The organism is Jatrophihabitans sp. GAS493 (genome assembly GCF_900230215.1).
Taxonomy (GTDB): Bacteria; Actinomycetota; Actinomycetes; order Mycobacteriales; family Jatrophihabitantaceae; genus MT45.
Map to the genome: position 1 here is coordinate 2,228,644 of NZ_LT907982.1, position 19,483 is coordinate 2,248,126.

26 protein-coding genes are annotated in these 19,483 nt (G+C 67.9%); 2 read left to right on the plus strand and 24 right to left on the minus strand.

All coding sequences use genetic code 11. The features are described 5' to 3' along the window. Positions 1–59: 59 nt before the first annotated feature. The 12 genes from CPH63_RS10320 to CPH63_RS10375 all read right to left on the minus strand — a co-directional run bounded on the left by CPH63_RS10320 (position 60) and on the right by CPH63_RS10375 (position 9,412). On the minus strand, positions 60–545 hold the full coding sequence (locus CPH63_RS10320; RefSeq protein ID WP_096302888.1) for a hypothetical protein: 486 nt from the start codon (positions 543–545) through the stop codon (positions 60–62). Positions 546–569: 24 nt separating this feature from the next. After that, positions 570–1,277, minus strand: coding sequence for a phage tail tube protein (locus tag CPH63_RS10325; RefSeq protein ID WP_096302889.1), 708 nt, complete (start codon positions 1,275–1,277; stop codon positions 570–572). Positions 1,278–1,354: 77 nt separating this feature from the next. Further along, complete coding sequence (locus tag CPH63_RS10330) at positions 1,355–1,795, minus strand: minor capsid protein (protein WP_096302890.1); 441 nt, start codon at positions 1,793–1,795, stop codon at positions 1,355–1,357. Continuing rightward, the gene (locus CPH63_RS10335; RefSeq protein ID WP_096302891.1) at positions 1,792–2,130 is read right to left on the minus strand and encodes an HK97 gp10 family phage protein; all 339 of its coding nucleotides are present in this window, start codon (positions 2,128–2,130) and stop codon (positions 1,792–1,794) included. The genes CPH63_RS10330 and CPH63_RS10335 overlap by 4 nt, the downstream gene beginning before the upstream one ends. Then, positions 2,127–2,441, minus strand: a complete 315-nt coding sequence (locus tag CPH63_RS10340; protein ID WP_096302892.1) for a hypothetical protein — start codon at positions 2,439–2,441, stop codon at positions 2,127–2,129. The genes CPH63_RS10335 and CPH63_RS10340 overlap by 4 nt, the downstream gene beginning before the upstream one ends. Then, on the minus strand, positions 2,438–2,875 hold the full coding sequence (locus CPH63_RS10345; RefSeq protein WP_096302893.1) for a hypothetical protein: 438 nt from the start codon (positions 2,873–2,875) through the stop codon (positions 2,438–2,440). Before CPH63_RS10345 ends, CPH63_RS10340 begins: the two co-directional genes overlap by 4 nt. A gap of 95 nt (positions 2,876–2,970) precedes the next feature. Continuing rightward, positions 2,971–4,173 carry a DUF5309 family protein gene (locus tag CPH63_RS10350; protein WP_096302894.1) on the minus strand — a complete coding sequence of 401 codons (1,203 nt, stop codon included), beginning with the start codon at positions 4,171–4,173 and terminating at the stop codon, positions 2,971–2,973. 43 nt (positions 4,174–4,216) lie between these two features. Beyond that, entirely contained in the window at positions 4,217–4,912 is a 696-nt protein-coding gene (locus tag CPH63_RS10355; protein ID WP_157749441.1) for a hypothetical protein, read from the minus strand. Positions 4,913–4,988: 76 nt separating this feature from the next. Beyond that, positions 4,989–6,080, minus strand: coding sequence for a phage minor capsid protein (locus CPH63_RS10360; protein ID WP_096302896.1), 1,092 nt, complete (start codon positions 6,078–6,080; stop codon positions 4,989–4,991). Beyond that, positions 6,031–7,650, minus strand: coding sequence for a phage portal protein (locus CPH63_RS10365; RefSeq protein ID WP_096302897.1), 1,620 nt, complete (start codon positions 7,648–7,650; stop codon positions 6,031–6,033). Before CPH63_RS10365 ends, CPH63_RS10360 begins: the two co-directional genes overlap by 50 nt. Continuing rightward, positions 7,650–8,927, minus strand: a complete 1,278-nt coding sequence (locus tag CPH63_RS10370; RefSeq protein WP_096302898.1) for a PBSX family phage terminase large subunit — start codon at positions 8,925–8,927, stop codon at positions 7,650–7,652. Before CPH63_RS10370 ends, CPH63_RS10365 begins: the two co-directional genes overlap by 1 nt. Then, a complete protein-coding gene (locus tag CPH63_RS10375) occupies positions 8,924–9,412 on the minus strand; it encodes a helix-turn-helix domain-containing protein (protein WP_096302899.1) in 489 nt (162 codons plus the stop codon). The genes CPH63_RS10370 and CPH63_RS10375 overlap by 4 nt, the downstream gene beginning before the upstream one ends. A gap of 130 nt (positions 9,413–9,542) precedes the next feature. Here CPH63_RS10375 and CPH63_RS22230 point away from each other — a divergent pair, with 130 nt between their 5' ends. Further along, positions 9,543–9,710 (plus strand): hypothetical protein, encoded by a 168-nt coding sequence (locus CPH63_RS22230; RefSeq protein WP_157749442.1) that lies wholly within the window; start codon positions 9,543–9,545, stop codon positions 9,708–9,710. A 347-nt stretch (positions 9,711–10,057) separates the two neighbouring features. Beyond that, entirely contained in the window at positions 10,058–10,324 is a 267-nt protein-coding gene (locus CPH63_RS10380) for a hypothetical protein (RefSeq protein WP_157749443.1), read from the plus strand. On the opposite strand, the gene CPH63_RS10385 is transcribed toward CPH63_RS10380, so the two are convergent. The 12 genes from CPH63_RS10385 to CPH63_RS10440 form a co-directional block, all read right to left on the minus strand. Further along, on the minus strand, positions 10,321–10,521 hold the full coding sequence (locus CPH63_RS10385) for a hypothetical protein (RefSeq protein ID WP_096302901.1): 201 nt from the start codon (positions 10,519–10,521) through the stop codon (positions 10,321–10,323). The two genes, CPH63_RS10380 and CPH63_RS10385, sit on opposite strands and share 4 nt — an antisense overlap. Positions 10,522–10,530: 9 nt before the next feature. After that, positions 10,531–10,740 carry an AlpA family transcriptional regulator gene (locus tag CPH63_RS10390; protein ID WP_157749444.1) on the minus strand — a complete coding sequence of 70 codons (210 nt, stop codon included), beginning with the start codon at positions 10,738–10,740 and terminating at the stop codon, positions 10,531–10,533. A gap of 5 nt (positions 10,741–10,745) precedes the next feature. After that, positions 10,746–11,717 (minus strand): hypothetical protein, encoded by a 972-nt coding sequence (locus tag CPH63_RS10395; RefSeq protein WP_096302903.1) that lies wholly within the window; start codon positions 11,715–11,717, stop codon positions 10,746–10,748. Continuing rightward, positions 11,714–11,929, minus strand: coding sequence for a hypothetical protein (locus CPH63_RS10400; RefSeq protein ID WP_096302904.1), 216 nt, complete (start codon positions 11,927–11,929; stop codon positions 11,714–11,716). Before CPH63_RS10400 ends, CPH63_RS10395 begins: the two co-directional genes overlap by 4 nt. Before the next feature lie 385 nt (positions 11,930–12,314). Beyond that, positions 12,315–12,494 (minus strand): hypothetical protein, encoded by a 180-nt coding sequence (locus CPH63_RS10405; RefSeq protein ID WP_096302905.1) that lies wholly within the window; start codon positions 12,492–12,494, stop codon positions 12,315–12,317. Beyond that, complete coding sequence (locus tag CPH63_RS10410; RefSeq protein ID WP_157749445.1) at positions 12,491–17,917, minus strand: DNA polymerase; 5,427 nt, start codon at positions 17,915–17,917, stop codon at positions 12,491–12,493. Before CPH63_RS10410 ends, CPH63_RS10405 begins: the two co-directional genes overlap by 4 nt. Continuing rightward, positions 17,914–18,204, minus strand: coding sequence for an endonuclease (locus CPH63_RS10415; RefSeq protein WP_096302907.1), 291 nt, complete (start codon positions 18,202–18,204; stop codon positions 17,914–17,916). The genes CPH63_RS10410 and CPH63_RS10415 overlap by 4 nt, the downstream gene beginning before the upstream one ends. After that, complete coding sequence (locus CPH63_RS10420; protein ID WP_096302908.1) at positions 18,204–18,425, minus strand: hypothetical protein; 222 nt, start codon at positions 18,423–18,425, stop codon at positions 18,204–18,206. The genes CPH63_RS10415 and CPH63_RS10420 overlap by 1 nt, the downstream gene beginning before the upstream one ends. Continuing rightward, complete coding sequence (locus tag CPH63_RS10425; protein WP_157749446.1) at positions 18,422–18,619, minus strand: hypothetical protein; 198 nt, start codon at positions 18,617–18,619, stop codon at positions 18,422–18,424. Before CPH63_RS10425 ends, CPH63_RS10420 begins: the two co-directional genes overlap by 4 nt. Further along, positions 18,616–18,807, minus strand: a complete 192-nt coding sequence (locus CPH63_RS10430) for a hypothetical protein (RefSeq protein ID WP_096302910.1) — start codon at positions 18,805–18,807, stop codon at positions 18,616–18,618. Before CPH63_RS10430 ends, CPH63_RS10425 begins: the two co-directional genes overlap by 4 nt. Continuing rightward, positions 18,807–19,271, minus strand: coding sequence for a hypothetical protein (locus tag CPH63_RS10435; RefSeq protein ID WP_096302911.1), 465 nt, complete (start codon positions 19,269–19,271; stop codon positions 18,807–18,809). Before CPH63_RS10435 ends, CPH63_RS10430 begins: the two co-directional genes overlap by 1 nt. Then, positions 19,268–19,483, minus strand: coding sequence for a hypothetical protein (locus CPH63_RS10440; protein ID WP_096302912.1), 216 nt, complete (start codon positions 19,481–19,483; stop codon positions 19,268–19,270). The genes CPH63_RS10435 and CPH63_RS10440 overlap by 4 nt, the downstream gene beginning before the upstream one ends.

The following is a 19,483-nucleotide window of genomic DNA, read 5'->3' on the forward strand; positions in this document are numbered from 1 at the left end:
CCGGGCCAGGCGGATGGTGTACTCCCCGGCGAAGTCAGCGGCGATCAGCGGCCACTGCTCTAGGAGCTCCGTCCACGGGACGCCGTTGCTTTCTGACGCGTCCGACTGGAGGTCGTACCACTCGTATTCGCCCGTGGTTTCGTCGATGATCCGGCCTTGGCCCCACTTGGCGAGGTGGTCGAATCGCCGGGGTTCTGCTGATGTTGGGCCGCCATCCAGGCGGCCAGTGCTTCCGGGGAGATGCCGGACTCCCACACGCCTTCAGCTGCCAGCAGTGCGGCCTCGTTGGTGCCGTTCGCGGCCAGCGTCTGGAAGTGGATGACCGACGCCAGCCCGGCGCGCCACATCGCATGATGCGGCACGTTGTCGGCCAGCATCTGATCCCACAGCGCGTCACTCAGCCCGAGCTTGTACAAGCCTTGGCTGGTGATCTTCGCGTCTTCGAGTTGCGCGGGGCTCATCGAGAGCACCTTCAGGATCTCGTTGCCCGCCTCGAACCCCACCGGTGGGACGACGTAGTCCTTGTCACCGATGGGGAACGACAACGGCGGGGCTTCGTAGCGTCGCATTTACGCGCGGGTGTAGGGCAGTGCGTTGCTGGCCCCGGTGGCGTTGGTGACGGTGACCGGCGCGGAGCCGGCCGACCCTGCGGGCATTACCGCGACGATCGTGCCGTCGCTGACGACACTGGTGACGGTGGCGGTGACCGCGCCGAACTTGACGCCGCTCGCGGGGACGACACCCGTGAAGAACTGACCGAGGATGGTGACCTGGGCACCGGCCGCAGCACCGGACAGGGTGGCCGACAGGACGACGGGGGCCTTCGCCGGGGCGTACGGATTGCTGATCGTCGACGCGGCTCCGTCGCCGTCGAAGGTCGCGGTGATCTCGGACAGGTCCGGCTCACCGGTCTTGGAGCGCACGATGGTGACCACGGCGCGGCCGGACTTGGCGTAGGTCCCGCCGTCGGTCTCATACCAGCGGACGTACAGTTCGCCGGAGTCGCCGAACTGCCCTTCGGTCGCTTCGATCATCTGCTGCACCGCGTTGGGGGTGCCGCCGACGGAGAGCCGGTTGTACTTGATGACGACCGTCCACGCCATGTCGGTGACGGTGATCGACTTGAAGCCACCGGAGTCGACGTCGGTCGAGTCGGCCTTGGTCGGGGTGAAGGCGGGTGCGTTGTCGACGCGGCCCGGCACCGTCAGCCAGTTGGTGTTGTCCGAGCTGATATCGACGCCGAGGTTACGTGCAAGCCTGCGAACGGTACCGGGCATTGTGGGTGCCTCCTAAAGGCATGGGGACGTGACCCGGGCCAGGCGGCGAACGGGCAGAGGGGTGATGCGGGTTGGGGTTAGTACGGGCGGTTCAAGCTGGGCGGCGTGACGACGTCGCAGTAGAAATTCAGGCTGTGCGACCAGCGGCCGTCCGAGTCCTGGCCGAGCGGGACCGATGACCGGTTCGTCATCTGGGTGACGATGATCGAGCCGTAGACGACGTTGGTGAGGCCTTGGAATAGCTGGTAGATCTCGTCGACCAACGCGACCAGGTAGAACGGGTCGGTGTTGCCACGGACTTTGATCTGCACCGCGATGATTCCTGTCGCCTGGGCCAGTGAGTCACCGCCCGGTGTGTAGGGCGTGAAGACGATCGCCGCACCAAGGGGCGGCATCCGGTGGAAGTGGCAGCCGATTTCCCCGTCGAGGTAGTCCGCCTGGTCAGCGCGGTAGGTGCCGATCCCGGCGTCGTGGATGGCCTGAGCCATCCCGGAGACCAGGTCGAGGGTGTGGCTCACAGCGCGTCCCGGACCGTGCCTGCGATGTCGTCGAGGGCGGCGGGGCCTTCGTCGTTGATCGCGGATTCCAGGAACTTCGCCTGCCCGGTCTCGTGGTGCAGGTCGAGCCGTTCGTGCTGGTACCGGGCGTACGGGCCCGGGTAGGTGATCGCCACTTCGTCGGTGCTGACGGTGACCTCAGCGGAGCCGACGAGGTGCCCGGTGTCCACCGGTGTGCGTTCCGCGGCGACGGCCCGTATGCGTTCGCCGGCGCGGTCCAAAGCTTCGGGTAGCGCGGCGTCCACCCGGCCTTTGAGGGCGGCGAAGTTGAGGTGGCTTTCGAAGCGGATGCTCATGTGAGAGCCACCTCCAGGTGGTCGACGTCGTCGTCACCGACCAGGTGGCGCTTCGCGATGATGACGGTGGCCACGCGGCCGTTGACCGCGACCAGCGACCCCGCTACACAGGCTGCGGCGTTGGCCGGCTCGGTGTAGAGAGTGGTCTCGGAGATGACGTTGTCCCCGTTCGCAGAGCGCACCATCCGCCGGCCGTCCTCCACCACGAACGAGATGGCCATCGGGTCGGCGTAGTTGGGGCCGCGGGCGCCGTCGCCGGTCTTTGTCTGGACCTGCAGCGCTTGGCGGAGAAAGTCGTCGAGGACGCTCATCCGCACAGCCAAGGCTGCCTGCCGGTGAGCCCAGCTTGCTGCAGAATCAGGTACGCGTCGTCGACGAGCTCCGCGGTGGCCTGCTGGAGACTGGCGGTGGCGGCAGCCGCGTCGGCGTAAGTGATCCGACCGGAGCCGATGCCAACGGACTGCTTCACGCGGCTGACCACCGCGCCGCCAGCGTTCGGCTTGATTGCCAGGGTGATCGCGGCGAGTGCCTGCGCGCAGGTGGCGTCCCGCAGAGCGGTCAGCACCTTCGCGTCAGTGGGGGTGACCCCGTCGGCGGGGTCGACCGCGTAGTAGGCGGTCATTGTGGCGCGGTCGACGCGCATTGACGCTGACCGCAGATATCCGTCGACGTCGACACCGTCGAAGGTGACGGTGGTGTCGGTGTTCCACTGCTCGAGGTCCGACTGCGTGGCGTGCACGATCATCACAGGCCTCCAACAGCAGCAGGGAAACACACTTCGGGTTGAGCGCGGGTGTGGGGCAACGTTGCAGCCGCCCCACACCCGTGACCTTGGGTAGGTCAGACCTTCAGGCCGCGGATCACGCCGTGGGCGCGCTCGTTGCCGTACTCCAGCCCGATCTCGCCGTAGATCTGCACGTCGTCGGACGCGCCGGTCTTCGCCAGCGGCTCCTCGAAGAAGCAGCCCTTGTCGGGGACGTTCAGGAACACCGGGCGCAGCTGGTTGAGCGAGCAGGCGATGATGGCGTCCTGCGGGACGTGCCGGTCAAGCAGGATGTTGAAGGTGCCGAAGTCCGTCTCAACCTGGTCGATCGCGACACCACCCACGTTGTTGCCGTGGATCAGCGGGTCGGCCTGCTTGTACGCCGCGGCGTAGGTGTTCGTGATGGCCCGCTTCTGCGAGGAGTTCACCAGGAACGTCGGCTCACCGCCGGTGAGGCCGCCGTTGTCGAAGACACCCTGCACGAAAGCCCCGATGGTGGGGACGTCCAGTGCGGAGGTCTGCGGCGCGAGGACGCTGACCGTGGCGGTGCCGAGGGTGAGCCCAGTGCCGCCCGGGCTGGTCGCGACCTTGAACGAGTTCGTGGCCTTCGCGACGACGTAGTAGGTGCGGCCGGCGACGACGTTGGTCGCAGCACCGGTGTCGGTGAAGATCACCGAGTCACCATTGGAGCGGGCCGTCGAGGTCTCCGTGATCGTGTCCGTGGCCGAGGAGAGCCCGGTGACGACGACGCCCTTCTGGGCGACGTTGGTGGTGATCGCGGCGAGCAGCCCCCGAGTCTTGCGAGGCGTCGTGTTGTCGGTGGGCAGCTGGTACACGCCGTTGATGAACGTCCAGTTCACGTCCAACGCCATCGCGGCGAGCTCCTGCTCGATCTGCCAGTCGAGTTCGTTGGTGACCGGGTTGGTGCCGGGCACGCCGTGGTACGGGGCAGAGCTGGGCGTGGTGAGCTGCCCGGGGCTGGACTGCTTGGTGTACGACAGCGACACCTTGGACTGGTGCACCTCGCAAACGTTGCGGACGTTGTCCCGAACGCGGGCGACGCCGGTCGGGGCGGTTGCGCCTTCCAGTGCGACGTTCTGCCCCGGGCTGCGAAGGTCCGCTCTCTGCCATTCGAACTCGGGGGCGGTGGTCATGCCGCCGCCGGTGAGACCGCCGATGGCGGACAGCAGCGGAGTGTCTTTCGGGGTCAGCGAGAACAGCTCGCCTACGTAGTTGGGCAGGTTGAACGTGGTGCCCATTCCGGAGATAGCGCCGGCCATGTTGTCCTCCAAGGACGTTGGGATTGGTCAGTTCGGGTTGGCCCTACGCCTGCGAGGCGTAGGCCTGTTGCCGTTTCAGCGCGATGGCGAGGCGGTGATTGCCTGCCTTCGTCGCTTCCGCGATCTGCACTTCGATGTCGGCCGGTACTCCGGGTCCACCGGAGGATGGGATGCCACTCGCGGACGCCGCCTGGGTGTCTTTGAGTTTCGGGTTGTCCGCGACCGCCTTGAGCACCAGGGCGTCAAGCTCTGTCGCGAAGGTGGCGGATGCGGGGTCTAGCTTGGTGAGCTCGCCGTTGTGGGCGAGGACAGCTGTGAGGAGCGCGGCGTCGGCCTTGTGGGTCCGGGCTGCGGCGTCCAGTGCCCGCTCGACCCGGAGCGTCTTCGCTTCGGCGGCGAGCTGGTCGCGTTCGGCGCGGGCGGTTTCGAGTGCCTTCACCGGGTCTTCGTCGCCGGTGTCGATGCCAGCTGCGGCGAGGATGGCCTTGACCCGTTCCGCTTCGGCGTTCTTCGCTGTGCGAGAGTCGCCCGCTTCCTTCCGGGCGTCGCGGATGATCCGCTGCGCCGCTTCGGGGAGGGTTTCGACTTTGCCGTCCCAGTTGGCGAAGACGTCGGCCGGAGTCGGGGCCGGCGGCACGGTCGCTGGGGGTGTGACCGGTGCAGCTGGCGGCGTTGTGGGCGCGGTCGGTGGGGTCTGCGGGTCGGTCGGTGCGGCGGGTGGCGTTACTGGTGCGGTCATTGCGTTGTCTCGCTTCTCCCGGCGCCAGGCCGAGGATTGGTTGCCGGCCGCGCCAGGCGACCGTTTGAGGTTGCTGCTAGTTGCCGAGAGACAGCTGCTCGCGGCGTGTCTTGCGGACCAAGTCGTGCTGTGCGACGTGGTCACGGATGCGGGCCTGCGCCACCCGTAGGCGAGCGCGGGCTCGGTGATCGTCCAGCGGGGTCAGGGCGCCGAGTTGGGCGTACTTCGCCGCCCGGACCTGCCGCTCGAGGTAGCGCAGTTTCTGCGTGGCTCGATACCGGGCTTCGTCGGCGTCGGTCCACTCGGATTGGCGGCCAAGGTTGGTGACCCCGGGGAAGTAGGGCAGCAGCACGTGGCGGCAGTTCGGGTGGAACAACCCAGCGGCTTCGGCTTCGTCCAGGCGCAGCGCGTCGTGCTCGGTCCCGGTGCGGGTGAGTACTTTCCCCTCGAACGGCAGGCACTGAGGGCACGGGTGGCCGTCGTGGTTGACCGTGAAGTACTCGATGCCGGCGGCGGTCATCCGTGCCTCGTGCGCGGTGTTGAACGCCCGCTGCGACGCGGTGCGGACCGCTACCTCGGTATAGGAGGCGAGGTTCCAGTCATGGCCGGCGCGGTCAACGTAGCCGGTGATGCCGTGATCGACCAGTGCGTGCCAGGCTTTGGCCTGCGCTTGCGCCGGTGTCGCCCGGGACAGCACCAGATCGGTTGCGGCGTCGGCGGTGATCGCACGGTAGGCGTCGTCGGGGAACCGCAGAATCCGGTTGTCGACCCCTGCGAGCTTCGATGCGAGTTCCACACCGATGGCGTTGGCGGCGGCGGTGCTCGTCCTCGTGAGACCGACACCAGGCGCAGCGGCGACCATCCGCCGCATCCGGGTGAAAGCGGCAGCCTCCCCCTCAACAGCTGCCAGCCTGGTCAGCTGCATCGCCAATGGCTGAGCACGCAACCGCAATTGCGTCGCGATCTGGCCAGCGGCCCGCCGCATCGCCGTGAACAGCAATGCGCGGGCCGCGGCCTGCGGATCCAAACCAGCCCGGGCCAGCCGGGTGGTCTGCTCGATCAGCGCCTGCTCGGCACGGGTGTAGGTGGCAATCAGCTCCGACGCCAGCGAGTCGGCGCTAGGCCGGGGCTGCGGGGTCGGTGCTGGCCGGATCGTTGGTCGGGTCATCGGGAACTCCGAACGTCGACGGGTCCGGCAACTGTGGCGCAGCTGCAGCGGCCTCAGCGGTTATCCGCTTGGCCTCATCACCGATTTCCTTCTCGTCCCAGTCCGGGTGGATCAGGGCGACCAGGGTCTCGGTTGATGCGGCTTCGGCCTGTCGTAGCGCCAACGCTGTCTGTGCGAGCGTGATCTGTGATTCCTGCACCGAGTCGGCGAATGCGACGTTCGGCAGCTGGGCTTTCACCCCTGGCGTGCCGAACACCGCGATGTCGACGGCGAGCATCTTCTCGACGAGGGCGGCGAGCTGAGGCCGCCACAACCGGGTCTTCCGGTCGCGTGTGAGGTAGGAGCGGCGTTCCTTCGCCTGAACCTCGGTGGCTGTCATGTTCGACGTCTTCCCACCGTCGTCCATCCCGAACGTCTGCGACGAGTACCCGGAGGTGCGGAGGATGTCGGTGACGAGCTGGTTGGCGGTGGCCTGGTGCTCCTGCCAGCGGATGGTGAACTGCTCCGCCTGGATCGGCAACCCCGACCCTGTCGAGTTCGCTGACTGCAGCAGGTTCAGCGGGGTGAAGATCTCACGGTCCATGTCGAAACTCGCACCGTTACCAGGGCCGTTCGAGTCGAGCAAAGATTCACCTATGAACACACGGGATTTACCGAGACGAATGTCGCGCATCCACGATGAGTACGTCTCATCGAGGGCGTCCATCAACGGTTCGACACCGTCGAGGTCCGACCGGCCGAGGTTGCAGCCGACCGGGTCATTGCGCCACTTCCGCTGCGGTCGCTGGTTGGCGACGTACACGACGTCGAGGCCCGGTGAGAGCGTCGATATGACGTTACCGTCGGTCACCATCTCAGCGAGCGGTGCCGTGTCCGGGTGCTCGGTCAGCGGGACCGCTGTGCCAATGTCCCCCTCGCCGCCTTGATAGAGGGCGTGCTGAATGATCCCGACGCCGTTCTTGTCGAGCTCGTGCCGCTCGAGGTGCCGGTACGCCAGGTTGTCGCTGGTCGTCGCGAGCCGGGTCCAGAACGTCACGGCCGACAGCCGGCCCCACCGGAACTCCGGCAAAGCACCGTCAGCAGCGATGGACGTGACGAACGGCTGGTCCAGCAGCGTCTTATCCCACGTCACCCGCAGGTACACCCCGCCGAGCGCCCCGCCGAGCTCCGCGGCTTCCGCGATCGCGGCGTGCAGCGTGTCGTCGGCGAGGTCATCAAGGCGCTTCTGCGTGACCTCGTCATCGACCGTGAACGACGGCGGCTCAGCGAAGAGCAGATCCGCGCCGGCCTGGCAGATGTCAGCGGCGATCGGGACATGCAGCTTCGTGATCTGCTGCCCGTTCGTCGTCGGCTGCCCCCAGAACCAGCGTGCGATCGAACCGAACACACCGGTGCGACGTGCGGCGCCGCGCGGGACAGGGTAGCCGGGGACGCCCTGGCCGTTGAAGCCGTACTCAGTCGACAGGCGCAGCACGTCGCCGGAGTACCACGCGTCCCAGAGGTTCAGCTGCGGCGTGACCTTGGCCAGCTGCTTCGGGGGCCACGGTGTGCCGTTCAGAGGCAGCGGCATCAGGCAGCCTCCCTAGGCGTCGTAGTGAGCCGGCCGCGCCACAATGACTCCGTGGTCGCTACGGCGTAGCGGGCAGCGTCGATGCTGTGATCCGCGGTCTTCAGCGGCTTGTCTTCGCCTTTTTCGGTGGCCTTGTCGTCCCACGAGTAGCCCGGCAGTTCGGTGATCAGCCCGGCGCACCGGTCGGTGATGAGCAGTTGCTCAGCACCGAGAAGGCTGCTCATCGTCTGGATGCCGTAGGCGACGTCGTTCTCTGCGTCGGTCAGCCCACGCACTTTGTCGTTGAACAGCTGCACTTTGAACGACGCGGCAGCCGGGTCGATCGCGACCCACTGCGGGACCAGGTCGGTGACGTCCGGTGTGTGCGCTGCGCTGAGCCACGCACGGAAACTGGTCGACAGTTCGGCGTCGGTCAACCGGATCTGTGACACCGCGGGGTCGTGCCGCCATTCGTCGACGGCGTACAGCCGCTGATCCACACCGAGGCCGAGCAGCACCCCCGACGATGGGTTGGTGGTGCCGTAGTCGACGCCGACGCCGAGTAGCCGCTGCATGACCGGCAGCGTCGCCCACGGGATGGTGTGCCGGGCCGGGTCCCACTGCGGGAACACAGCGCCTTCAGCAGCGACCCATTCGCCGAGCACGTTGCGGCGGTAGTAGAGGCCGATGTTCTCGCGGCGGATCGCGTCTTTGCGTTCTTCGGACAGCAGCGGGTTGTCGTCGAGGAGGAAGTGCCAGGACCGCCAGTCCGGGAGGTCGGTGATGCGGTCGAGGAACTTCCGCTTCAGCCAGTGCGCGGGGTTGCCGGGGTTGGTGGTGCCGAAGAACTTGGCGCCTTCCCACAACCGGTTGAGCAGCTGGACGAAGAAGTCTTCCTGCAGCAGCGTGATCTCGTCGACGTACGCGCCGGCGCAAGTGAGACCCCGGAGGACTTGCTCGGAGCGGATGTCGCTGGAGCCGAGGACCCACACTTTCCGGCCGAGGACGGTGGCTGTGTCAGCGCCGGGTGTGTAGGAGACGTGCTTGGCGACGTCGCCGAACAGGTCGGGGCTCATCAGCGGGGCGAAGATGTTGCGGGCCGCTGAGCCCCGGGTGCGGGACACAGCTACGAGTTCGCCGCGGACTTTGCTGGTCGCGACGTAGACGAGCCAACGGAGCAGGCTGGCGACGGTCTTACCCGATCGGACGGAGCCTTCCCACACGTTGACGCGGGCGTCGGCGTCCTGCACGGAGCGCAACTGCTTCGGTGAAAGCGGCAGCTCCAGCTTGACGGTCACGCTCCGATGCCGAGCGCTCGGCCGAGGTCGGCGAGCATGCTCTTGACATCTTCGGTGCCCTGCGAGGCGTCGACCTTCTCCAGGTCGATGGCCTTGGTCAGCGCGGTGCCGGCCGAGCTCATCAGGTTGCGGATGTCCGATGTCGGCGGGCGCTCCAGCAGATGCTCGGCGTACACGTTGTCCTTGCCGCCGAACGCGAACGCCAGGTGCGGCATCGTCATCTGCTCGAGGAACTCTTCAGCGCGGGTGTAGAGCGTGGCGATGATCGCGGCGCGGCGGGCGGCGTTGTCGACCTTGCGGGCGTGGGTCGCGGCGGCGGTGGCGTCACGGTTGAAGCTGACGTTCGCGGCTGCGGCGACTTTACTGACGGTGCCGGTGGAGACGCCGAGCTGGCGGGCGATGTCGTTGCGGGTCGTCCCGGCCTTGGCCAGGTCAACAATGCGCTTCTTCTCGGCCGGGGTGAGTGGCGGGCGGTGTCGAGGCATTGGGTCACCTCGCGGCGGATGGGGCGGTGCGCGGGGACGCCAGGTCAGGTCGCGCGATCGGGCGCCAGGCCCAAGTGGGTGTTGCGGTTTTCTCGGCGCTTTCTGGGCGCGTTGGGCTTACGATTGCCCGATGATCAGGCTTGCGGTTCTGTGTGTCGCGGCGTTCTTCGCGGTGGCCGCTGCGTTGCTGTGGCTGCTCTACGCCGCCGTGATCGGTGTCGCTTTGGTGGTGCGCTTCGGTTACGGGGCGTTCTTGGCCTCGGCCAACCGGCGACGCTCGCAGGTCATGCACCAGTGACAGTTCGCTGAGGCGCAGTGCTGCTGGCCCTGCTGCGGTGTCCGAGGGATCTCCACCAGGGTCTTCTTGCAGACGTGGCAGGTGCGTTTGGCCATGGTCACCTCACGGGGGTTCGTGGGTTCGGCGCAGGAACGTTCATGGCAGCCCGAGCAGATGGCGGACCCAGGCCGAACGAACCTTGCGCTAGGTAGGAGTCTGGTGCCGGCGGTTTGACGCCTCACCCCGAACGTGCCCCAGTGACGACAAAGCACCAGCTGCGTGGGGCAGACTGGTGCCCGGAAAGCGTGTCACACGAATTTACTGGAGCGCAAGCGACACGCCCGGCTTCGATGATGTTCAATTGGCGCATGACTGAACCTGCAGTAGGCGAACTCGTGGCAACTATCGACACCGGAGCGGACCCAAAGCACAGCTTTCGGGCGGCTGACCTAGCCATCTCAGGCGACATCGAGGACGTGGACACAGTTGGCCGTGGCATCGCCAATCTGCTGACCTCGCTGGGCTACCTGTACGCCATCGAGGGTGACAAGCGCACCATCATCCCGGCGTCTGCAGTGGTCTCCGTGACGGTCGAACCATACGAGGGGCCGGGCGTCTACTTCGCCTCAGCCTAGAGGTCGATGTTCTTAGGCTCTGGAACGACGAACTCAGCCACCGGGATCGGGCCGTCCGTGGTCTGTAACGTCTCGCCGTTAAGGCGATAGCGCGCAGGTGGTTTGAGCGCGTCCCACAAGGTGTCGCCATCGTGGCTGCCCAGCTCGACTCTGCCGTCCATCGGCCCGCCCTTGAACGCCACCCACGTATTCGCCATGGGCGGAGTCTACGGGCGGTCCCTCATCGCGATGCCCGCACGGGCGAACAGGGCGTCCGGGTCTCGGGTGTCGATCCAGTGCAGCAGCTCGTGCACGTCGTACCGGCCGCCGGGTAGCCGACGGATGTGCTGACGCTGCACCCACTTGCGGATGGTGGCCTTGGAGACGCCGCAGATGGCGGCGGCCTGGTCGAGGTCGACCGTGGGGGATTCGGTCATGGTGGTCACACAACCTCCAACGTCATCCGGGCGATCGCCTGCGAACCAGGCCACACCCGCCCACACCCATCACAGAACGCCGGCGCGGTACCGACCGGGTCGAACACCTGGCCCCAGCAATAGCCGCCGACGGCGCCGGGTGGGTAGTTCTTCTCGTCGCGGTGGTTGCCGAGCAGCTTCGGTTTCGGCAGCGGTGGGTGCGCACGGCGCAGCCCGGTCGAGGCTTGCTCGATCCGCCCGTACGCGTCGGCGACCCACTCGGCGCGGACCAGGTGGTGCAGGGCGGTGAGCAGGTAGTTGACCTCGCCGACGACAGTGGTCAGCTCCAGCGGCACCGTGGTGCGTGGTGTGGTCGAGCCGGTGTTGGTCTCGATGATCGTGGTGACCCACGGTGCGGACTCGTAGCCACCGGAGTGGAAGCCGCTGCGGCAGTCGACGCACGCAGTCACCGGCAGGTCCGACTGGTCGCAGCGGATGACGGCGACCGTCTGCTCGCGACGCGACTGCGCGATGCCCGTCGCGACCATCCGCGCTGGTCGCGCCGGTTCGACCCCAGCGGGCTCTGTGAGCCGTGACGGGTCCAGCTCCTCACGCAGCGCTTCGGCGACGCTGTGCAGCGTGCTCAGCACCGGCGGCACGTAGCTGCCGTCGTCTTCGGGCACCACGAACGGGACACCTCCGGCGCTTGCTCGGCCCCGGCGGTCAGCGGTTGCGTTGCCGATCCAGCTGGTGAGCTGGATGGCGTTCAGGTCCGGTTCCGTCATCACCGCCTGATGCGCGGTGCCGTCGCCATGCTCGATGCGCTGCAGCAACGGTGGTTCCAGCAGCAGCGTCAGCGCGAGGTAGTCGGCCGGGATGTCCCGCAACCAGCCGTAGAGCCGCCTAGTGCACGGGTCGCACAACAGGGTCTGATCCACGGCCAACGGCGGCTCGTGGTCGAAATGCCGCGGCGAGACGCAATACGGGAGCGCGATCACTCGATCATCCCCGCCAGACCTTCGAGCTTGTCCAGCACCGGGGCCAAGTCGTCGAGCAACTGGCCGAGCTCGATGAATGGCCGGCTGCTGATCGCTGACGACCCGCGTAGCTGACTGGCGATGTGTCGCGCCTGATCGCCGTACGTCATCGGCCCCGGTGTCTCAAAGACCACCTCGCCAAGGGGCAGCAGCGGAGCCTTTCGCCGCGCCATCACTGGCCACCGCCGACTGGCCAGACGCAGCCACAGGCGTAGTCACACTCCGCAGGTGTGCTGTGCCGCCGCACAGGACGCTTGAGTTTGATCTCAGCCGACCACGACATCGCGCCCACCGTAGGCATCGACGGGCCGTCATCAACCACCGGCGACGGCGCAAAACCCACACTCGCCCCGACCTCATGCCACGTCCCTCCGCGATCGCCGGAGATCCACATCTGCGTCCTAGGCAGCCGAGACGCCGCCGGAGGCCGCGCTGCCCGCTCAGCAGCCCGACGCCGAGCCGGAGGCCACACGCGCGACCACCACCATGACCGGTCGTAGCGCGCGGTCATGCGCTCAGCCCAGAACAGCGTCCGTTGGAGACGCCAGAGCAGCCGGTTCATCGCTTCGCCGGCAGGCGCTTGGCGCTGGTCGGACGCGAACGCAGATCGTGCGGACTGACCCACACCGTCGGGCGTTCATCCGACCCTGCGCGGTCGCTGACCACACGCACCAGCCGGTTGCCGTTGCCGTCGACCTGGTCCAGCTCTTCGACGATCAGGCACTTGATCTTGCTCATGACGCATCACTCCAGGCGGTTGAGGGGGAAGAGGCTTCGGCCTTGATGGCCACGCCCATGAGGGTTGTTTCCATCGCAGCGACTAGCGCGGCGGTGGCTTCTTCGGCGTCGGATTCAGGGACGAACACCAGCAGTTCGTCGTGCACGGGCATCAGCACGCAGTCGGCCCAGCGGGTGTCCTGCCAACGGATGAGGGTGTCGACCAGCAGCTCACGCGCGGTGCCCTGCACGCAGTAGTTGAGCGCCTTGTGCGGCAGCCGCTGGTCGAGGTGGACCACCCGACCGGAGTACGTCTCGTAGGTGGTCATGCCGCGCTGCACGGCCTGCTTGAGGCCCTGGGTCCAGGCCGCGAGTTGCGGGGTGTAGGAGTCCAGGACGTCGACGGTGCTGGCGGCCAGTGTCTCGCTGATGCCCAGCGTGCGGGCGATGCCGGGGATGCCCGATCCGTAGAGCCGGCCGAAGACGCCGCGCTTGGTGTTGTAGCGGTCTTCCTTGGTGGCGTCGGGGCCGTAGACCTCGCGGGCAATCAGGCCGTGCAGATCGACGCCCTGGGCGAGCATCTGCTGCAGGCCGAGGTCGCCGCTGAGCGCGGCCGCCACCCGGACCTCGACGCTGGCGAAGTCGGCAGAGGCGATCACGTAGCCGGGATCGGCGGTGATGCAGCGGCGGATGCCGCCCTGGCGCGGGACCTGCTGGAGGTTGGGGCGCACGCAATTGTGCACGCAGATCCCGTTGGCGATGAAGTTGTGGACCTCGTCCACCTCCATATCCCAGACCGGCTCCACGATGCCGGGCGTCACCGAGATAACGCGGTAGTCGTTCGGCCCAGTGGACAGATTCAGCTCGGCCTGTTCGACCCCCCAGGCCAGATCACGGTTGCCGCGGTGCTCGTGCATCGGTAGCTCTTCGAGATTCGAGGGGTGGTTGTTGGCCCGGTTGCCGTCGATGTGGTTGACGTCCACCTTGGTGCTGATCTTGCGGCCGGCGATCTGCTCCAATACCCAGCGGTGCTCCCGGTTCTTGCCCCCGCCCATGGTGCCGGCGCCTTTGCGGGCGATGGAGTGCGGGAAGAACTTCACGTAGCCGTCGTCCACGATGCGCTTGACCATCGTCATGAGCCTTGGACCGTCGTCGCGGTGCGGCCGTCCGGGTGCGTGCATGAGGTTTCCGGCGGCGCGCCAGTCGCCGTTACGCAGGCGCACAAGGTGGTCCGGTGTTGCTCGAAGCGTGATCTGATGACCGTCGGAATTCTCAGCGGTGATGATCACGGTCTCGCGTACTGCGGTCTGCTCACACCACTTGACGCGGCGCAGAACCAGCTCACGATTGTGGTCAAAGGCGTAGACCCAATCTCCCGCCTTAACCTCGGTGATCGGCACGCCGCCGGGATACTTGATCAGATCGCGGGGCATGTCCACGAGAGCGTCGCTTTGAATGCAGCTCATGCGGCCCGTGTCTGCGCCGAGGGTGTAGACCGTCGGGCGGGCCCGGCCGTCACCGCGGTGCACCAGCTGCGCGTACGGCTCCAGGAACAGGCCCAGCACCGTCTCGTGGTGTTGGTAGTCCAGGCGGGCCCGGACCAGATCACCGATCGGGCCTGAGAGCGTCTTGTAGCCCTCGATTGCGCTTCTGGCCACCGAGGGACGGCCGGTCTTCGTTCGGGGCAGAGGCGCGCCCAGGGCCACCAGGGCGGCCGCGATCTGCTGGTCGCTGCCCGCGTTGTCGATACCGAACGCGGCGAGGCGGCCGGCGGCTTCAGCGAGGGCGGCCTGGTGCTCGGGCAGCTTGGCGTCGATGTGCTCGCCGTCCAAGCGCACGCCCTGGTGCGCCACGCGGGCGGTCATCCGCTGCGCGGTGCGCTCACGCTCGCGGACCACCGACGGCATCTGCGGCAGTGCCTTGGCCAGCGCCGCGGTGTCCAGCACGTCGCTGGCCGCGTAACGGATCATCGTCGTGCTGCGCGGGTTCACCTGCGCCCAGCCCGAACGCGTCACCGGCGTGGTCGCCTTGGTGTTGGTCAGCCACTTGCCGGCTTTGAACAGCGCGGCCCGGGCGGCGTCGGCCGGGGTGGACGCGGCCTGGTCGCCGAGCACGTCGTGAGCCAGCTGCTTAAGCCCGTCGGCGTCGGAGCCGGTGGACTGCGGATCCGCGATTAGCGCCTGGATCGCGGTGTCGTGCATCCGGGTCCAGGCGGAGTCGATGTCGATGGCGTCGGCGATCGCCAACGGCACCAGGTCGGCGGTGGCCGAATGTGCGTGCAGCACCTCGGCGCGGTTCACCAGGTCGCCGGCCACCTCGAGCTGTGCGGGGTCGGTTGCGTCGAAGACCAGGACGCCGTGGTCGTTGCCCACCTGGACCGTCCGCAGCTGGTAGTCGGCGTGCCCGATCGGGTAGCCCGTGTGTTCGACGTCCACCGTGAGCTCCTGGCCGAGGCCGAACACCTCGACCACCTGGGCGACGTCGGCCAGCTCGAGCGCGGCCAGCTGCTGGTGCGAGACGAGCGTCGGCAGCGTGAGCACCGGCCCGCTGGCTTCGGCGATCTGCTCAGCGAGCGCCTGGGCTTTGGCCGCAGCCTTCTCCGCGGCTCGCACCGCGGGGTCGACCTTGGTCCGCGTCGGCTTGGCCGGGGCGGGCTGCGCGATCGGCGCAACCTGCAGCGCAGCCTCACGTGCGGCCAGCAGACCCGCGGTGATCTTCGCCGACTCGGCGGGGTTCGCCGGCACTGGTGTGCAGGGTTCGCCAGGCTGTGCAGGGTTGCAGGGGTGCAGGGTCGTTTCACCCTGGCCTTGTATGCGCGTGTGTGTATGCGCGTGTGTGTAGGGGGGATAAATACCCTGCACACCCTGCACACCCTGCACAACGGGGTTAGAAACGTCGGTAATTACTGGGGTATCCGGGGGTGCAGGGTTGGCGTCAAACCCTGCACCCAACCCTGCACCGCTGGCCCAATTTCCGGTGATTCGGATTCGGAGTGCGCGTACGTGGCCGTGCCTGCGCTTCATCGCCGGGTAACCGAGACGGTTCAGCTCGGTGCCCCACTTCGTCATGCTGGGCCGATTCGTGTCTCTGATGCCCTGGTCTTTGCACCAGCCCACGAACGCTGCGTGCAATTCGTGGGACGCCGTCCCGGTCTCGAAGGGCTCGCACATCGCCTCCATCCAGCTGTGCGTGAGGTTCTGCTCGGCCGCGATCTCCTCAGCGCGGTAGCGGTATTTCTCCGGCGCTGCGTCGGTGCGCCCGGTCGTCTCGTCGGCCAGCCACCTCGAGGCCTCGGCCATGAGCTTGGCCAGTACCCCGGGCGCTTCGTTGCGCCAGGCCGCGCCGTGGGTGTTGCCGATCGCTTTGCGGGCCGCGATCACCTCGGCCGGGTCGCCTTCACACGGGATGAGCCGCACCCGCCGGCGCACAGCCGGGTCGGTGAGTTTGGGCGCTTCGTTGGCTGTCAGTACCAGCGTGTGGGTGGGGGTGAAGGTGATCGGGTTGCGCCCCATGTCGTTGCCGGTCAGCTCACCGCCGCCGGTCAGTTGCTTCAGCCGCTCCTGGCTGCTGGCTGCGTCCTTGGGGGCTTCGTCGATGAACGACAGCCGCCGGCCTTTCAGCGCGGTGACGATCGAGGCGTGCGCCTTGTCGGTGCCGCCGAGCAACCGCGGGTCAGCGGCGTGGGCGTAGCTGCCCAGCACCGACATGATCAGCACGACGATCTGGGTTTTGCCCCGGTCGCCTTCGCCGACGAGCAGCGGCAGCGCCTTGGCCGCATCACCGGTGACCGCGATCGACAGCACCCGCAGCGCCCAGGCCCGCAGCTCGGGGTCCGGCCAGACGGCCGCGGTGAAGGCGTCCCAGAGCGGTGTGGGGCGCACGTGGGGGGCGACCGCGGCCGCGCGCAGGTGCGGGGTGGCGGGGTCGACGTGCCCGGCGATCGTGGGGACATCGGCTGAGGCGGTGAGATCCCACGGGATGCCGCCGGCCCACAGCACCCAGGGGTCGCGGTCCAGCGAGGCCATGGCCACCGAGCAGGGGTGCGTGCCGCCGGCGAGCAGCGCTTTCATCCGCTCGCCGATCGCCTTGGCGGAGCTGGAGGTCATGAACCGCTTGCGGCGGTCGGCCTGGTCGCGGGCGTCGCTGCCCTTCTCGGCGTCGGGATCACCGTGCGGCATGATCTTGGCGACCTCGGTCATCGCCCAGCCCGACAGGTCCTTGAGGTCTTCCCAGCATTCGGGGCCGCGGCGCAGCCAGCCGTTGGAGTCGTAGGCGTAGCGCATCACCGGCGACATCCGCTCGAGCACGGTCTGGGCCAGCGGCTGGTCGAGGCCGAAGTGCGGGTCGAACAGGTGCACCCCGATGTGCTCGCCGACGCTCCACGGTTGTGCCGGGGCGATCGGCTCGGCCGGCTCTTCGCCAGGCGCGGCGCCCGGTGTCGGTGCGGGTACCAGCGTCAGGCCCATCGCCTCGAAGCAGGGGTCACGGTCGACGGGGGTCGGGCGGCCCACGCGGGTGACGGCTTTGCGCGCGGCGGTGATGAACAGCCGCAGCCATTCCTCGCCACGGTCCTCCCCGGCGGTGACCTGCTCCCACAGCGCGGTGAGCTCGTCGAACGCCACGCCCAGGCCCGGGTGTCCGTCAGCGGCGATCTGCACCAGGTTCCAGGCGCGGTCGTCGGCGGCGTCGTGGCGAGTACCGCTGGTGGAGGCCTCGATCAGGCGGTAGGCGTCGAGCAGGGCGCTGGCCATGTGCGCGCAGGCCGGGCGTTCGTCGCTGGTGATGGCCGACCACATCTGCTCGCCTTCGTCGCGCGAGGCCGAGCTGGCGCTGGCCGGTGCCGCACCTTCGGCCAGCCCTGCGACCCAGGCCTGGGGCAGCTCCGGCAGCTCGATGGTTTTAGGCGGCTCGCACGGCTGACCCTGAGGGTCGTACCAGGTATAAGTGCCGACGAGCGGGTTACCCCCCAGGTCTTTCGGAACTCCGACGTGCACCGACGGCCAGACCACGGCGTAACGGTGGTGGCGCTGGATGATCTCGACGTCGGGGCCGAGCACCGTGGCGTAGCGCTGTGCGGGGACGCGATAGAAGTAGATCCGGCTCAGCCCTGGTCCCCGCGCCGTGCTCGACCAGGTGGGCGGGAGGTCGCCCCAGAGCGTGATGTGCTCGCCGAGGGTGCCCGCACCGTGCTTGACGACGTCGCCCTTGATGTAGTCGTCGACGTCGATGCCGATGACCCCTTCGGGCATCCTGATCGCCACCGAGCTGGTGGCGTGCGAGGTGGCCCAGCGCACCAGCTGCTCGGGCTCGGCGTCGACGCCGTCGGCGCCGGTGAAGCCGCGAGGCGGGGGTGTCTTGGTTTCCGGGGGAACGGGCACGATCGGCCAGCCGGCCTGGTGGTAGGCCAGGACGGAGTCGGCGAAAGGTCGAACTGGCTGGGTCACGCGGTGTTCTCCTGGGGGTTTCGGGGGATGACGCCGCACATGGGGCAGACGCGTGACGCGCCGCCCTGCAGCTTGATCTGGCGTTCGCGGTTCCGGCTGCCGTTCCAGGTCCGGGCGAGGGTCCAGCCGATGCCCTCGCGTCTGAGCACCGCGAGCAGGTTGGCGCCGCTACCGGCGCGGTGGTGGGCCAGGCGGGCGTCGAGGTTGCTGGCCCAGCCGATGTAGTGCTTGGCATGTTTGTAGGGCCGGTCGAAGTGCAGCAGGTAGACGGTGCCGTCGATGCTCATCAGAAGCACTCTCCGGCGTGGATTAGGTGGCAGCTGGGGCAGGCCTGATCGCGGGTTTCGGCCACGATTTCCGGGCACTTAGGGGCGTGAGCGGGCAGGCCGGGCGCGGTGGGGCCTGCCTGGGCGTTGTGGGGGTCGGGCTTGTAGGTGAGCTCGGTGCCGGGGCCGAATCGCTCCAGGCACTCGCAGCAGTAACTGCCCCACTGGGCAACGAAGCTCACCGCTTCACCGGCGGTCGGTTGGCGTCGCGGAAGCCGCGCAGCCACGCGTAGATGATGCGGCTGATCAGGCGTTCGCGGACACTGCGCTGGTGGTTCTCGCTGGCGGCGTAGCAGGCCGAGATGATGCGGCTGAGCAGCACGCCGTCCTCCGCGCTGAGGCCGACCACCGGGAATTCGTAGGGCTTACGCATCACTCGATCTCCGCTTCGAGCTGATCCGCGACGCGACGCAAGAACACGAGCGCGGCGTGATACGGGTTGTCTGTCGGCAGCTCGATTTCGAGCGACAGCTTGGGTGGTCCTGCTGCCGTAGGCGCGTCCACGTCGCCCGTCACCTCAGCGTTGACGACGATCGTGATGCGGCCGACCTCCTGCTGCGCCATCAGACGGCCGCCTTGGAGAGCGGGTTGCGCACCAGGCCGCCGGCCACCGCAGCGAACAGGGCGTGCCGGGCGGCGTCTTTGGCGTGGCGCATCTGGTCGCACGGCTTGAGCAGCCCCGCGGCTTCGAGCATCCGGTCGGTGGCCCAGGGCTTGACGTGCCCGGCGGGGTGCACCACGGCGTCGGTGTCGAGGTCGAGCAGCGCGCCGATCAGGTCGCGGGTGATCTTCCCGGCGCCGGGGGTGGAGCTGCGGTGCGCCCGCCCGCCGACGATGAACTGCTCGACGGCCAGGAGCAGACCGTCGCCGGGTTCGCGGCGGCTGATGAGGCAGCGCACCAGCGGCACCACACCTTCGTGGCCGTGGATCTGGATGGCCACCGGGTGGGTGATCGTGCCGTCTTCGACGGTGAAGTGGAAGAGGCCGGTGGTCATGCCGGGGTCCGCCCCGACAACCAGGGTGCTCATGGCGTCACCGCGTCTCGGTGGGCCGCGCTGCAGCGCGACAGCGTGGCACGGACGGCTGCGGTGCAGGTGCGGCACAGCACGAAGTTGCGGACGGCCGAGCCGCGTTCGGCGATGGTGGTCGTCGACCAGCCGGTGGGCAGGGCCGGGATGAGGCCGTTGACGGGTGTGACCTCTCCGCCCGTTATGCAGATAGTGCAGCTGATGGTGTGCAT

Excerpts from the sequence above, each read along its gene's own strand:
- CPH63_RS10325 (WP_096302889.1), bottom strand. The coding sequence starts at position 1,277 with ATGCCCGGTACCGTTCGCAGGCTTGCACGTAACCTCGGCGTCGATATC.
- CPH63_RS10335 (WP_096302891.1), bottom strand. The coding sequence starts at position 2,130 with ATGAGCATCCGCTTCGAAAGCCACCTCAACTTCGCCGCCCTCAAAGGC.
- CPH63_RS10340 (WP_096302892.1), bottom strand. The coding sequence starts at position 2,441 with ATGAGCGTCCTCGACGACTTTCTCCGCCAAGCGCTGCAGGTCCAGACA.
- CPH63_RS10345 (WP_096302893.1), bottom strand. The coding sequence starts at position 2,875 with ATGATCGTGCACGCCACGCAGTCGGACCTCGAGCAGTGGAACACCGAC.
- CPH63_RS10350 (WP_096302894.1), bottom strand. The coding sequence starts at position 4,173 with ATGGCCGGCGCTATCTCCGGAATGGGCACCACGTTCAACCTGCCCAAC.
- CPH63_RS10355 (WP_157749441.1), bottom strand. The coding sequence starts at position 4,912 with ATGACCGCACCAGTAACGCCACCCGCCGCACCGACCGACCCGCAGACC.
- CPH63_RS10360 (WP_096302896.1), bottom strand. The coding sequence starts at position 6,080 with ATGACCCGACCAACGATCCGGCCAGCACCGACCCCGCAGCCCCGGCCT.
- CPH63_RS10365 (WP_096302897.1), bottom strand. The coding sequence starts at position 7,650 with ATGCCGCTGCCTCTGAACGGCACACCGTGGCCCCCGAAGCAGCTGGCC.
- CPH63_RS10375 (WP_096302899.1), bottom strand. The coding sequence starts at position 9,412 with ATGCCTCGACACCGCCCGCCACTCACCCCGGCCGAGAAGAAGCGCATT.
- CPH63_RS22230 (WP_157749442.1), top strand. The coding sequence starts at position 9,543 with ATGATCAGGCTTGCGGTTCTGTGTGTCGCGGCGTTCTTCGCGGTGGCC.
- CPH63_RS10380 (WP_157749443.1), top strand. The coding sequence starts at position 10,058 with ATGACTGAACCTGCAGTAGGCGAACTCGTGGCAACTATCGACACCGGA.
- CPH63_RS10385 (WP_096302901.1), bottom strand. The coding sequence starts at position 10,521 with ATGGCGAATACGTGGGTGGCGTTCAAGGGCGGGCCGATGGACGGCAGA.
- CPH63_RS10390 (WP_157749444.1), bottom strand. The coding sequence starts at position 10,740 with ATGACCGAATCCCCCACGGTCGACCTCGACCAGGCCGCCGCCATCTGC.
- CPH63_RS10400 (WP_096302904.1), bottom strand. The coding sequence starts at position 11,929 with ATGGCGCGGCGAAAGGCTCCGCTGCTGCCCCTTGGCGAGGTGGTCTTT.
- CPH63_RS10405 (WP_096302905.1), bottom strand. The coding sequence starts at position 12,494 with ATGAGCAAGATCAAGTGCCTGATCGTCGAAGAGCTGGACCAGGTCGAC.
- CPH63_RS10415 (WP_096302907.1), bottom strand. The coding sequence starts at position 18,204 with ATGAGCATCGACGGCACCGTCTACCTGCTGCACTTCGACCGGCCCTAC.
- CPH63_RS10430 (WP_096302910.1), bottom strand. The coding sequence starts at position 18,807 with ATGGCGCAGCAGGAGGTCGGCCGCATCACGATCGTCGTCAACGCTGAG.
- CPH63_RS10435 (WP_096302911.1), bottom strand. The coding sequence starts at position 19,271 with ATGAGCACCCTGGTTGTCGGGGCGGACCCCGGCATGACCACCGGCCTC.
- CPH63_RS10440 (WP_096302912.1), bottom strand. The coding sequence starts at position 19,483 with ATGCACACCATCAGCTGCACTATCTGCATAACGGGCGGAGAGGTCACA.